The organism is Porphyromonas sp. COT-052 OH4946 (assembly GCF_000765965.1).
In the GTDB taxonomy this organism is placed as follows: domain Bacteria; phylum Bacteroidota; class Bacteroidia; order Bacteroidales; family Porphyromonadaceae; genus Porphyromonas; species Porphyromonas gulae.
The window spans coordinates 526,528-539,158 of sequence record NZ_JQZY01000009.1 but is presented as its reverse complement, the minus strand read 5'-3'; the positions used below and the strand labels follow the sequence as shown (position 1 = coordinate 539,158).

The following is a 12,631-nucleotide window of genomic DNA, read 5'->3' as shown; positions in this document are numbered from 1 at the left end:
ATCCGACCAGAATCGTACACTCGGAAGAAACCGGAACTTCAGAAACCCTTTCGTAGTCTTAATCCTAAATTTATCGTAACATCATGCTTGATACCGCATCGGGAAAGAAAAAAACAGTGCCAAAATTTGGTGGTATCAAATAAAACGCTCATCTTTGCACCCGTCAAGAGACAAGGTGCCATAGCTCAGTTGGTAGAGCAAAGGACTGAAAATCCTTGTGTCCCCGGTTCGATTCCTGGTGGCACCACTTTGAAGAAAAGCAAAACGACGTAAACTCCTGATTTCTAAGCGAAGTCGGGAGTTTTTATTTTTCCCACTTACGCAAAATATAGCAGAATATTACCGATTTTGGTGGAGCAAAAGGTGGAGCAAAAACAGCAGAATGAAATCTCCACCGAAAAAGTTTCTTTACCACTGATATGCAGTGATTTGCGTACCGATAACTCGTGAGTGATTTCCGAATTTTGTATCAACTAAAAACGTATCGAAATGAGAAGGATTTCATTCAATGTGCTCTTCTTTATCAAGAAGACAAAACTGCTCAAAAACGGAGAAGCCTCGGTTTGCATGAGAATTACCGTTGATGGACAACGTGTCGAAACTAATATCCGAAAAAGTGTCGATCCGAGTTCTTGGAACCAAGCCAAAGAGTGTGTACGTGGTAAAAGTCGTAAAGCCAACGAATTGAATAGCTACATAGAAGAAGCAAAAATCAAGTTACACTCTATCTTTACCGAGTTAGAAGAACAAGGGAGCACAATAAGTGCTCGTATTCTTCAAGAAAAATTCTTCGGCTTAGATATTCTGAAAGAACAACCCAAAACTCTCCTTGCTACGATACAGGAACACAATGATCAATGTCGAGCTCTTATAGGTAAGGATTATACTTTGATTACTGTTCGGCGTTATGAAACGTGCAAACGTTACTTGGCGGAATTGATCCAAAGGAGATACAATAAAGATGATCTTCTATTGACTGAAATCAATGGAGAGTTTGTTCGTGCCTTTGAATTTTATCTGAAGACAGAGAAGGAATGCAAACAAAACACGGTTATCCGCTACATGAAATGTCTGAAAAAGATAACCAACCTTGCACTTGCCAACGAATGGATTACAAAAGACCCTTTTATCGGAATAAAATTCCATGAGAAAGAGGTTATCCGAGAGTTTCTTACACTGGAAGAGCTGAAAACTATTTACCAAAAAGAATTTACCGTAGAACGAATTGTACTTGTCCGTGACATCTTTATTTTCGCAGCCTTTACCGGACTTGCCTTTATTGATGTGCAACAATTATCTCCCGAACATCTTGTGCGAGATGATAACGGAAACCTTTGGATTCGTAAACCTCGACAAAAAACCAAAAATATGTGCAATATTCCCTTGTTGGATATACCACAGGAAATATTAAAGAAGTATGAGAACCATCCATTCCGTCACAAGAAGGGAACACTTCTTCCTGTACCCTGTAATCAGAAGATGAACAGTTATCTGAAAGAAATAGCCGACTTATGTAACATTCAGAAGAAATTAACCACGCATACCGCAAGACATAGCTATGCTACCTCTGTTTGTTTGGCAAATGGTGTTAGCATTGAGAATGTGGCGAAAATGCTCGGTCACTCCAACATCAAAATGACGCAACATTATGCCAAAGTCCTTGATAGAAGTATAATGAAAGATATGAGAAATGTTGCCCTTGCTTTATCCAAGAAATCACTTTCTTGAGCCATTTGGAGAAAAAGCGAAACGCAATTTGATGTACTGGAGGAATAGCTGGTGTTGCTATATCCTATCTTTGTTGCAATTCCCGAAATAGAACACTCATAGAAAGAGGGGAGAATTAACGTCTCTACTCTGTAAATAAAAGCTCCTAAGCTTTCGAGCGAAAGCTTAGGAGTAATCAAGAAAAAGCTTAGGAGCTTCGGATAGTAAACTAAAGACAATTCGTTTGAATCCCAAAAGAGACTGTATGGAGCTTTTTTTTACTTAATTCTTTGGGCTTTTCTTTTGAGTAGTCTATCTTTGCAAATAGTAGCCATTACAGCTACTATTAAAGAATAAGGAAATGACAGAAAAAGTATTCTCTTATGGTGATTTTATCAGGCAGGTCTTGTCGGTGGGGCGAATTTCGTTTACCATTGAGGAGGTGATGAAGCAAAGCGGATATGGCAGAAAAATCGCACAGGTATCCTTATCCCGTTTGGTAAGAAATGGAGAGATTGCACTTATCAGACGAGGCTTTTACGTCATTATCACTCCGGAGTTTTCCCTGCAAAAAAACGTCCCGCCTCTTATGTATATCAATGACTTGATGAAGTACATAGAAAGAGATTATTACGTCTCTCTTCTGTCGGCTGCCGCACTTCACGGGGCTGCCCATCAGCAACCGATGCGTTTTTTTGTTACCACAAGTATGCCTCCTGTCAGAAACATAGAGAACGACAGGTTGCATATCGCTTTCAACATAAAAAAAGAATGGGATAACTCTTGTGTTACACAGATGAAGACCCGAACGGGGTATGTGAATGTATCTACTCCGGAGGCGACAATGCTCGACCTTGTGGAAAACCAACGTACTTTCGGATTGTCACGGGCTGTCGGCATCATCGATGAATTGTCTGAATGTATCCGCAAATCCTCTTTGCGTCATACTGCAATCTATTACCCTACGGCTATCATACAGCGTTTGGGCTACATCTTTGAGAGGTTGCTGGGAAAAGAAGACCTGACAAAGGGCTTGTCTTCCGTCCTTGCCAAGCGGACTGTATATCCCCAGCATCTTTCCCTTTCGGCAGAGAAGCATGGCACCTTGGACGAAAAATGGCAAGTCATTGTAAACGATGAAATAGAAACAGACGTATTATGATACCTCAACGATATATCCTCGAATGGAAATCCGTAGCCCCTTGGACGAACGAGGCACAAGTGGAACAGGATTTGGTTATTAGTCGTGCACTAGTGGAAATGTTCTCCTCGCCACTCATCAGGGAGACTTTGGCGTTTCGTGGAGGAACGGCTCTGCACAAACTCTACATACAACCACAGGTGCGCTATTCGGAAGACATCGACTTGGTACAGATAAAGCCGGCTCCGATTAACCCGATATTGAAGGAAATACGTGAACGGCTCGCATTCTTGGGAACGAAACGAACAGTCAAGCAGCATATCCATAACAATACTGTCATTTATCGCTTTGAATCGGAGTTTCCTCCTGTCATCGACCTGCGGCTGAAAATAGAAATCAACACCCGTGAGCATTTCAGTGTATTGGGACTGAAACAGATTCCTTTTCAAGTAACCAATTCATGGTTTAGAGGAAAATGTGATTTAACTTGCTATGAGTTGGAAGAACTGCTCGGAACAAAACTTCGGGCATTGTATCAACGCCGTAAGGGGCGCGACCTCTTCGATCTCTATTGGGCGATGAAGAATAATGATACGAATGCAACGAAAATATTGGAGTGCTATCGTCAATATATGGCATTTGTAGTGGAGCTGCCTCCCACACGCAAACAGTTCCTTGCCAATATGGAAACCAAGTTGAAAGACAATGAATTCATCACCGACATGTATGCCATCATCCGTCCGGGAATATCCTACTGTATAGAGGAAGCTTGGGAGTTCGTTGGGGAAATCTTGGTGGAAAATATTTAAACATGCCCCAGTTACCAATCCATAGAAGTTCACAACTCACAGATTTTGGAGTCTATCTGAAAACGATTATATCTAAAACATCAGTATCTTCAGACAGATATGCCTTTTCTCATACTGACGACTATTATTTCTTTGGTTTCATAGAGGAGGGACGATGTCGCTTAAATATAGATTTTAAGGAATGTACTTTTGAAAAGGGGAGTCTTGCAATCATTCGTCCGGGACAGGTACATCGCATCATTGATGCTTACAGTCTGTCTGCAATTTTTCTGACTATCGACTCGGTATTGGTAAACAAGGAAGAAAAACAACTATTGGAGCGGTATGGTCGCCAAGAAATCCAAATATTTGACATATCAGAACTGAAACAGTTATTATCAATTCTTGCTCGCAGACTTAATTGCACCGAAAATTCATTTTCAAAACCGATCATTCAACGATTAACAACCGTAATAGTGGGGGTGGTTGTAAGGGATGTTGCAGGTGCGACAGAGGCTCAATCTGAACAGAAGGAGAATATAAGCAGATATAAGGAAATTGCGTGGGAGTTTCGAGATTTGTTAGAAAGCAATATCCGAACGAACCGTGCTCCTTCGTTCTATGCCAAGCGTTTGAATATAACGGTTGCCTACCTGAATGAAGCGATAAATGCTGTTTTGGGAACGAGTGTAAGTCAGAATATTCAGGATGAAATCATCTTGCAGGCTAAGCGACAATTAGTCTATACAACAGCTTCTGTGAAAGAGATAGCACAAGGTTTGGGATTTGACGATTATTCCTACTTCACACGACTATTTACCAAGGTTGCAGGTGTTTCTCCAACACTTTTCAGAAAGAATTACCACGAATAGTGCTATTATCACCGTTGTTTGTCTATTGTGACGACCTGTATCCCACTGTACCTTTGCAGCGGAATTTATTTACTTAAGAAGATACAGATTATAAGGATGAACAACGCTGTGAATATTTTGCAAGAAGGAAGTATGATGAAAGCCCTAACAAAATTGGGGATACCTATTGTCATCGCAATGCTGATTATGGCAATATACAATGTGGTAGATACTTTCTGGGTTGCACGTTTGGGAACCCTTCCTGTCGCTGCCGTATCGGTTGTTTTCCCTTTATCGCTGTTGTTTCTCGGGATAGGGCTGATGTTTGGTGTAGGAGGCGGAGTGTATATATCTCGCTTGTTGGGCGCGAAGCAGATTGTCAAAGCAGGTCAGGTCGCTTCGGTCTCGGTGATTACTTCCGTGATTCTGGCTGCTCTCATAGCCCTTGTATGCAATGCGTTTCTGGCAGAAATTCTACTTTTCATGGGGGCAAACGAGGAAATGATGAATTTAGCAGAAGCATATGGCAGACTGTTCATCGTCAGTTGTGTCATAGGAACATTGAATGTGTCGATGTCCAATATTATCGTTTCTCAGGGGGCTTCAAAAACATCTGCATCGGCAATGATCATCGGCTCTGTTATTAATGTCGCATTAGACCCTTTGTTTATCTATGTTTTCAATTGGGGTGTAGAAGGTGCGGCGTGGGCAACCATCCTTTCAAGAATCATTACGACAATCATTTATATTCGCTTCTTCCTCTCGAAAGCAGAGGTAAAAGTGTCGTTTGCCCTGTTCGCTCCCACGATAAGAATGTATGCGGACATCATCAAGATAGGCATCTCGATGCTCTTTCTACAATTGCTCCAAACTCTCTCCATCAGTCTGTTGCAGAGAGCCGCCGTGAAATATGGCGCAGAGGCTGTCGCGGCTGTGGGTATCGTCCTGAAAATCGTCACATTGGGAACAAACGTGGTCTTCGGGTTTGTCAAAGGACTGCAACCGATGGCAGGCTATAACTACGGAGCGGGCAATTTCCAACGATTAAAGGAAGCGGTGCGCTGTTCCCTGATACTTACAACCTCGTTTTGTGTGCTTTGGAGCATACTCATAATGGTATTTACCTCTCCTGTCATCAGTTGTTTCGGCAAAGACGAAACAATGCAGGGAATCGCAAGGATAGCCCTTCGAGCCAATACGATTATGTTCTTCACTTTCGGTTTTCAATTTGTGTATTCCACACTATATATGGCAATCGGACAGGCAAGGCAAAGCCTTTTACTCAATATCGGACGGCAAGGTCTGTTTTTTATCCCTGCCATATTGCTGCTTCCATCGTATTGGGGATTGAACGGAGTACTCTATGCCCAGCCTGTCGCCGACGTCTTTGCAACTTTGATGACACTGTTCTTCGCCATCCAAATTCATAAGGAGATAGGTCATAAATCACATCTCATAACAGAGAATCTGCAATGTTGAACCATAAAAGATATGATTATGCTAAGACTTACTCAAACGGAAGACTTTAAGACAATAATCTCTTTATGCTCTACAAAAGGACAGATACAAAAAGCGTCAGACAACTTTATTCTGAGGATTATTGCCCTATGTGATGCTGAAGACGATGCCATCTCTTTGTTCCGTATTCTCCGCTATACTCGTTTTCGTTTACAAACTTTGCAAGCGGTGTATCTGATGGACGGAGAGGGGAAAAAATGTAAAGAAACTGCTCTTTGTCATTGACACGGAGCTGGAATTAGTGAAGATGCGAATGCAGGGGCTCCTTCCTGCTTTGTCCGTCAAGCCAGCCAAGAAACTCTGTTGGACAGGCAAAGCAACAGATTTAGTTGAACTCCTTTATGCTTTCGACACCTGCGATTGTATTAACAACGGAGAAATAGGTGTAGAGGAACTGGCAGATGTCCTTTCTGAAATCTTCGGGGTAGAAATCAGGAACTGCTACAACGTCTATATGAATATGAAACGCCGTAAGGATGACAGCCGCACCTACTTTCTCGATGAACTTCGTGAGAAGCTCAATAAACGTATGGTAGAGAGCGACCTGAAAGGCGGAAAATTCAAGAAACGGTAATCGCATGCAAAAGGTTAATAAGGCTTCCTAAGAGACCTTTGAAAAATAAGGAGATGTAGGCAAGAGGCATTCTTCGGATAAAAGGAGTGAAGAATTTGGGAGGAGGCAAGGGGGATAAAAGGGCTTGTAAATCACCCTTGCGGAGCTACAAAAACGAGCTCCGCAAGGGTAATTATGTCTCATCCTACACACGAGGACATAATTATCTCCGGTGTTCTGTATAGGTTAAAGGCGATGCTCTCAAGAATGTTTTGGGTATGGGTCTTTGCAAGCCCCCGGTAGTGACATCGTCCGCCATGAAACCACCGACGAATACTGCCAAAGGTGCGTTCGATGGTAGTCCGTATCGGACTGATTGCTTTGTTTCGCTGCTTCTCTTGCTCGGTCAATGCCCTGTTGCGTTGTGCCTTGTGCATAATGCCATCTTGAAGGTGATGTGTTTGCAGGTACGAACGATTTTCTCGAGAAGCATATCCTTTGTCCGCCAGGATGGCTGTGCCTTGTGGAATGTTTATACTCTCCAATAGCGGAATAAGCTCCTTCGTATCACTGCGGTTCGCTGCAGTCGTTATCACCCTTTGAACAATGCCTTGAACATTGGTCAAACAATGCTTTTTGTATCCATAGTGATAACACTTTTGTTTGTACACCCAACGTGCTTCTGCATCCGTCCCTTTACGCTGACGGACAAGCTGTTTTTGATAATCCTCCTCCGCCTCTTTTTCCTGCTCGCTCCGATTGTCTTCCCTGTCGTCTGCGACTTCAATCGTAATGCTTCCATTGGGTTTATANATAATCCTCCTCCGCCTCTTTTTCCTGCTCGCTCCGATTGTCTTCCCTGTCGTCTGCGACTTCAATCGTAATGCTTCCATTGGGTTTATATGGCGTCTGCACAAGGCTTGCATCGACAAGCACCCCTTCCCTTATCGAAATGTGATGCAGGGAAAGTTGCTTATTAAACTGCACCAACAGTTTGTCCATCAGGCCCAGCTCGGTCAGTGCCGAACGAAATCGACTGATGGTGCTTGATTGAGGAAGTCGTTTTGTGCCTTGCGATAACGCTTTGAAAGGAGTGCGTCTGCAAATGTTACATGCTCATCGGTGTTCTTGGATTGGTATGCCATGGGAAGAATATTATTCTGGTTTTAATACTCAAACATGATAAATAACACCCTATTATACAGCAAATTAACAGGTAAAAAGCAGGCCAATTGCCGTGCAAAGGGCTCCCTAAAGTAAAAGGGAAGCCTGATTTTTTTTCATTAAGGAATAACAATACACAGTAAAAGGCTATTGTCGATGTTGCCATTTCTCTTGAAATTCACGAGTCAGTTGCACGATTTCACCTCCGATTATTGCTAATTCAAGTGTCAGTTTCTCCAACTTTGCGAGCATGGCAAAGGCTTTCTTCTCTGTAAAGTTGCTCTTCATTGCAACTACTGTCTGGTTGTAATTGACTCCCACACTGCGGAATTGTCCATACAAAGTCGTCAGCTTTTGATAATAGTCAAGCAACGAACGATCCACTTTTATCACCCGAAAAGTCTCATTAAAGATTCTTGCCTTGATGAATAGTGACAGACTTGGTACACCGCTTTCCTCTTTCATCGTGAGGAAATGAGCGTATTCCGTCGGTGTGAAATTGACCGAGACACGCTTTTCTGTCTTTTCTTTGGAGCGTGCGCTCCGAATTTTCTTCATTTTCATTTCTTACTTTGGATTTTAGTGTTTCACGGCATAAGCAGTATTCAAAACATGACATTTTCTCTTTCAAGAAAAACGACTTCGGAGTTCTTCAGCTCTCTCGGGGAGCAAGGGTTTTATGCTGCAAAAACGGAGTCGTGCTGCATAAAACATACCTTGCTATTTGCACGGACGCAAATAAATCCTCCCAGAAAGACGGTGCTTTATCTTCTTGAAATGTATATTTTCAGAGCCATGAAATACCGACTTATCGCTCGCTGCAAAGTTACTATCTCTTGTATCCAAAGCCATTGAGTGAAACGAAGCCACAAATAACCAAATCAAAGCCACAAGTACGCACTAAAGAAAATCACGCTGATTACAGCATCACCGAGCCATATATTTGCACTGTCGAATATGTTGGTAATGGTATGTGTCTTCGATAACATCATTTTTCGATGAGCGATATAGGCGAGGGTGTATATCAAAGAGCATATCCTTGATTCTTTCACTCGAACGTGGGAATGTGCGAAAGCAGATGCAATCGAACGATTGTATTGATGGACACCAATGAACATCTCCACAAAAAGGGTGATAGCGGACGTATTCATCTTCATTGATAAATGTATTGGCAACGAACTGAACAGTGAATTGTATAAAATAAAATTAAGTAAGTATGACAGAGAATCAAAACGGCAAGGTAGATCCCGTTACCATCCGAGAACTTATTTCACAGGGTATTCCCATGAAAAGAAAAGAGAGTGAGATGAAACGCTTTCAATCAGAAGAGCAGTGTGTTGAATCGGAACGTCCAAATGACGAGCCAATGTCAAAGGATTTTTCAAGAGTCCCAAGAAGAGAAAGGAGAAAGTCCGACAAGGGCGATTATGAGTCGATTTTCATCTGCCGTAACACTTTGAAAAATCGCAAGACTATCTATATTGCCAAAGAGTTGCAAGATACATTGGCGGAGATAGTCATGTCGATGAGGAATAGAGATATGACCATCGGCATCTATGTGGAAAACATCATCCTGCATCATCTTGAAACCTACAAGGATGAAATCAATAGATTGGCAGAGATGAAATTCAAGAAGCTATTGTAAGTCGCCTTTCGCCAACATCCTGCTACTCTTCAATAATGACCAATCGGATGTTTTGATTTTATGCGGATTCTAGAGAAGAGGGAGTTGAGTTTCCATTTTTCTTTTTCTCTGCCCTCGCGTTATCGACATTTTTGCGTATTTCCGTCGGGTCGGTCGTTTTCGTTTCGAGGCAATAAAGAGGTAGGAGTCAAGGGCAATAAGGTTTAGGGCAAGATACGGCCTGTAATAAAATGGAAGTGTGGAGATTGTTGCCCTAACGGCTTGTCTGTCGCTTGAGCTTGTTGCCCGCAGTTCTCCGAAACTACCTTTGCCGAAGAAAACGAGAATGAATGAACCGATACGAAAACATAAATCTGAACTTAGAGGATAACGTCGAAGAGGATAGAGCAAAAAAGCGCAGTCTTCACATGTAAGATGACTGTGACAATGTGAATATATGGCAAAAGCTATAAAATATTTTTACATAAACGGCTTTTGGGGAAGAAAAACAGAGAAAGTTTCGTCTTTCTCTATAGGTAGGACTACCTTTGCAATAGGCTTTAAATTACAAAAAATATCGTATCCCATCTGTAGAATATATGTAGCTAAATCATCCCTCTGTATTTGGTAAATCTAAGAAAAATACCGAATCGTTTGGGAGAGTACAAAAAAATAAAATATATTTCATCAGGTGGTATTGATTAGAGTAAAAACAGACATGAAATAGATGAATAACTCTATGTAAAATACATCTAACCAAAGAAGATATCTCATTTATGGAATCAATGATAAGACCTATGTAAAGATTGTCAACTTTACTTCCAAGTCATTTGAATATAAACTTGGAAGAAAATCATTAGTAGTCAATAATTATTACACTTTCTCTAAGTTTTCCAATTTTATCACTCTGCTGAGGACTAGTTTTTAAATCCCGAGCTTTTCTTATTTCACGGACTTTAAATCCACAAGATTCCGCTATATCAGCAATGATGTAATCAACTGGGATTTCAACTCCATAATAAGCGGAATTAGCCACATTGAAATATATGACTCCACCTTTGTGCATCTTTTTGGCAAATTCTGAAAATAAAAATTGTATATCTTCAAAATAGGCGCATATCATATTAGTGATATCTGAATTCCATGTGTTTAATTCTTTATTTGACATCTCTAAAAGGCTATTTCTAAGCCTTTCATTTTCTATCGGATGTGTTTTATCATAAGGTATTTGAACATGAGAACGCAATGTGTGTTTACGCAATTCACGAAGTTCTTCATGAGAGTTGATTAGTTGTAAAACTTTTAGCTCTAACATATAAATATCCGTGTAATCTCTAGAATTGAGATATGGAGGTGATGTTATAATTAGGTCTACTTTCCCATCGGGCACTTGGTCTATATGCTTTCTAACATCGCCTAAATAGCATATCTCAGAATTATGTACAGATGGATTCTGTTTGGATATAATTCTAATATCTTCTGCAAAAATTGAATTTAATTTGTCTAGAAAAAAATTATGAATCTCTTTTCTACTAAAGATTCTAGTTTCCCATCCTTTCTTGTACGACAAGCACTTACCATTACGAAACATATTGCTTGCTTGAATGATGATTGAAGCCAATGCGATTGTAAATAAATTCTTATAATCATCATTGTCAACAATCGTTCTAATGGCATGTCTTATATCAAGGATACCATCTATAGCAGGGGCGTGAAAATTCCATTTCTTACTCTGATCCCTTTTTACAATCGTATCACCAAAAGGTAATGATTCTATTCTGCGTATATTCCGGTTTGTATAGGATAGTTTCTTTGTTACAGCCTTAACATAATGTTCAAAGGTGTCCACATTATACTTTCTAACTAATTTGACTATTGATAGGAGATGCATGAAAGGACTGACCTCAAAGGAATAGCACTTTATGCCGTGGTTCTGCAGTTCTACAGGAGTTGTTCCGCTACCACAGAAGGGTTCTAATGCGCAGGTTGGTACGAAAGGTAATTCTCCTAAGATGTCTTCAATGAATTCTTTAGAATATCCTTCTACAAAAGGATACCACCGATGTACAAAAACATTCTTGTTTTTGTCAAATTGCATAACTGAATGGTATTTTTCTGTGCAATCTATGAATTTGTAGTCTCTGTACATAGGTGTCAGCAATTAATTTGGATGTTCGTTTATTACCCTAAAATCATCTAATTTGATGTGCCTGCTATATGCAGTCCTGTGTTCTTCAGGTATCAGGTCGATAGACATCTCTTTTCCTGTGTCGGGGAGGTCTTCATTCCTAGCATCAAACACAGCTAAATATCCTAATTTTATATCGATGTTTTCAGTTAATAGCTCATTTATGTATGCCGTGGATTGTTTGAATGCGTCGGGCACGATACGCGGTTTAGCATCGTATGTTATACCTATTTTTTTACCTAAGGGGTGAATGCTGGTACCTACCCACTTGACTTCTATAAAGTATAGCCCCTGACCATCTTCATCAAGCATAACAATGTCTAACCTCTTTAAATTTTCCAGCATGCCTTCTTTGGGTACAAAGAAGATGTTGAGTTTTTCTTTCAAATACAGACGTAGGTCGTCTCTGAAACAATCTTCTGGGGTATTCCTTAGTAATTGCTTATTGGCTTTGATAAACTGTTCTTCACTAAGTACTGATTTTAAATCGGTTCTTAGAGATCTTAAATGACTTTTTTCTACAAAAAATTTAGAATAAGTATCTCTGATTTTCAATCGCTTTCGATATTCTTCTAATACGTTCTTCAATTCAGAAATAGGCTTTTTGCTGATGAATGAATGCAAAGTAGAACTTTCGTAAAAAATAGAATCTCCACCATCGCGGCCGTTGACAAAATAATTAATAATGCCTTCTGGTGACACCATGAATATAACAACACCATCATCCTTTGACATTTGTGTAAACATACGTCTTGTTTCATTGTTATTATTGTGCAGGTCGTTATTGACTTCTTTAATCTTGAAATTAGAATCAATGATAATGTGACGATTCTGAATAAACGATGGGGCAGTAAACAACAGTTCGATCGCACTGTCTGCATTACTTGTGAGATTCTTTAAATCTTCTTCTGATATGACAATATATTTAAAACTGTTATCCTCATATTTATCGCACATTGCTTTTATGAGGGACAGAATTAGCTTAAAATTCTCATCCTCTTCTAAACCGTTCAATGCTGCTTTGACTATTGCATTTTGATTTCGTTTTAGCAAATCCTTAAAGTTCGTATTTTGGCTGAATCTTTTTTTCATAACCT

11 protein-coding genes, 1 tRNA gene and 1 pseudogene are annotated in these 12,631 nt (G+C 40.3%); 9 read left to right on the top strand and 4 right to left on the bottom strand.

Annotated elements, in window-relative coordinates; genetic code table 11:
* Window positions 1-174: 174 nt before the first annotated feature.
* From HQ50_RS04700 to HQ50_RS04665, 8 genes are all read left to right on the top strand, one after another.
* Window positions 175-247: transfer RNA gene (locus tag HQ50_RS04700), tRNA-Phe, on the top strand.
* Between the two features lie 242 nt (window positions 248-489).
* Complete coding sequence (locus HQ50_RS04695) at window positions 490-1,728, top strand: site-specific integrase (protein WP_039428578.1); 1,239 nt, start codon at window positions 490-492, stop codon at window positions 1,726-1,728.
* Window positions 1,729-2,068: 340 nt separating this feature from the next.
* Window positions 2,069-2,869, top strand: coding sequence for a type IV toxin-antitoxin system AbiEi family antitoxin (locus tag HQ50_RS04690; RefSeq protein WP_052074895.1), 801 nt, complete (start codon window positions 2,069-2,071; stop codon window positions 2,867-2,869).
* Window positions 2,866-3,657: a nucleotidyl transferase AbiEii/AbiGii toxin family protein gene (locus HQ50_RS04685; RefSeq protein ID WP_039428575.1), complete on the top strand. Its 792-nt coding sequence runs from the start codon at window positions 2,866-2,868 to the stop codon at window positions 3,655-3,657. The genes HQ50_RS04690 and HQ50_RS04685 overlap by 4 nt, the downstream gene beginning before the upstream one ends.
* 2 nt (window positions 3,658-3,659) lie before the next feature.
* Window positions 3,660-4,508, top strand: coding sequence for an AraC family transcriptional regulator (locus HQ50_RS04680; RefSeq protein ID WP_039428572.1), 849 nt, complete (start codon window positions 3,660-3,662; stop codon window positions 4,506-4,508).
* A gap of 96 nt (window positions 4,509-4,604) precedes the next feature.
* Window positions 4,605-5,966: an MATE family efflux transporter gene (locus tag HQ50_RS04675; RefSeq protein ID WP_039428570.1), complete on the top strand. Its 1,362-nt coding sequence runs from the start codon at window positions 4,605-4,607 to the stop codon at window positions 5,964-5,966.
* Between the two features lie 12 nt (window positions 5,967-5,978).
* Window positions 5,979-6,230: a hypothetical protein gene (locus tag HQ50_RS04670; RefSeq protein ID WP_039428567.1), complete on the top strand. Its 252-nt coding sequence runs from the start codon at window positions 5,979-5,981 to the stop codon at window positions 6,228-6,230.
* Window positions 6,231-6,252: 22 nt separating this feature from the next.
* Window positions 6,253-6,579, top strand: coding sequence for an RteC domain-containing protein (locus tag HQ50_RS04665; protein ID WP_039428563.1), 327 nt, complete (start codon window positions 6,253-6,255; stop codon window positions 6,577-6,579).
* A 179-nt stretch (window positions 6,580-6,758) separates the two neighbouring features.
* On the opposite strand, the pseudogene HQ50_RS04660 reads toward HQ50_RS04665, so the two are convergent.
* Window positions 6,759-7,703, bottom strand: a pseudogene (locus HQ50_RS04660) (IS5 family transposase).
* Window positions 7,704-7,869: 166 nt separating this feature from the next.
* Window positions 7,870-8,286, bottom strand: a complete 417-nt coding sequence (gene mobA, locus HQ50_RS04655; RefSeq protein WP_036848634.1) for a conjugal transfer protein MobA — start codon at window positions 8,284-8,286, stop codon at window positions 7,870-7,872.
* A gap of 652 nt (window positions 8,287-8,938) precedes the next feature.
* On the opposite strand from mobA, the gene HQ50_RS04645 reads away from it, so the two are divergent.
* Window positions 8,939-9,367 carry a DUF3408 domain-containing protein gene (locus tag HQ50_RS04645; RefSeq protein ID WP_036848641.1) on the top strand — a complete coding sequence of 143 codons (429 nt, stop codon included), beginning with the start codon at window positions 8,939-8,941 and terminating at the stop codon, window positions 9,365-9,367.
* A gap of 835 nt (window positions 9,368-10,202) precedes the next feature.
* Here HQ50_RS04645 and HQ50_RS04640 read toward each other — a convergent pair.
* A complete protein-coding gene (locus HQ50_RS04640; protein WP_235317930.1) occupies window positions 10,203-11,444 on the bottom strand; it encodes a DNA modification methylase in 1,242 nt (413 codons plus the stop codon).
* A 63-nt stretch (window positions 11,445-11,507) separates the two neighbouring features.
* Window positions 11,508-12,626 carry a hypothetical protein gene (locus HQ50_RS04635; protein ID WP_039428559.1) on the bottom strand — a complete coding sequence of 373 codons (1,119 nt, stop codon included), beginning with the start codon at window positions 12,624-12,626 and terminating at the stop codon, window positions 11,508-11,510.
* Between the last annotated feature and the right edge of the window lie 5 nt (window positions 12,627-12,631).

What these genes read in the sequence shown, in the direction of transcription:
- HQ50_RS04695 (WP_039428578.1), top strand. Translation starts at nt 490, where the DNA reads ATGAGAAGGATTTCATTCAATGTGCTCTTCTTTATCAAGAAGACAAAA.
- HQ50_RS04690 (WP_052074895.1), top strand. Translation starts at nt 2,069, where the DNA reads ATGACAGAAAAAGTATTCTCTTATGGTGATTTTATCAGGCAGGTCTTG.
- HQ50_RS04685 (WP_039428575.1), top strand. Translation starts at nt 2,866, where the DNA reads ATGATACCTCAACGATATATCCTCGAATGGAAATCCGTAGCCCCTTGG.
- HQ50_RS04680 (WP_039428572.1), top strand. Translation starts at nt 3,660, where the DNA reads ATGCCCCAGTTACCAATCCATAGAAGTTCACAACTCACAGATTTTGGA.
- HQ50_RS04675 (WP_039428570.1), top strand. Translation starts at nt 4,605, where the DNA reads ATGAACAACGCTGTGAATATTTTGCAAGAAGGAAGTATGATGAAAGCC.
- HQ50_RS04670 (WP_039428567.1), top strand. Translation starts at nt 5,979, where the DNA reads ATGATTATGCTAAGACTTACTCAAACGGAAGACTTTAAGACAATAATC.
- HQ50_RS04665 (WP_039428563.1), top strand. Translation starts at nt 6,253, where the DNA reads ATGCGAATGCAGGGGCTCCTTCCTGCTTTGTCCGTCAAGCCAGCCAAG.
- mobA (WP_036848634.1), bottom strand. Translation starts at nt 8,286, where the DNA reads ATGAAAATGAAGAAAATTCGGAGCGCACGCTCCAAAGAAAAGACAGAA.
- HQ50_RS04645 (WP_036848641.1), top strand. Translation starts at nt 8,939, where the DNA reads ATGACAGAGAATCAAAACGGCAAGGTAGATCCCGTTACCATCCGAGAA.
- HQ50_RS04640 (WP_235317930.1), bottom strand. Translation starts at nt 11,444, where the DNA reads ATGCAATTTGACAAAAACAAGAATGTTTTTGTACATCGGTGGTATCCT.
- HQ50_RS04635 (WP_039428559.1), bottom strand. Translation starts at nt 12,626, where the DNA reads ATGAAAAAAAGATTCAGCCAAAATACGAACTTTAAGGATTTGCTAAAA.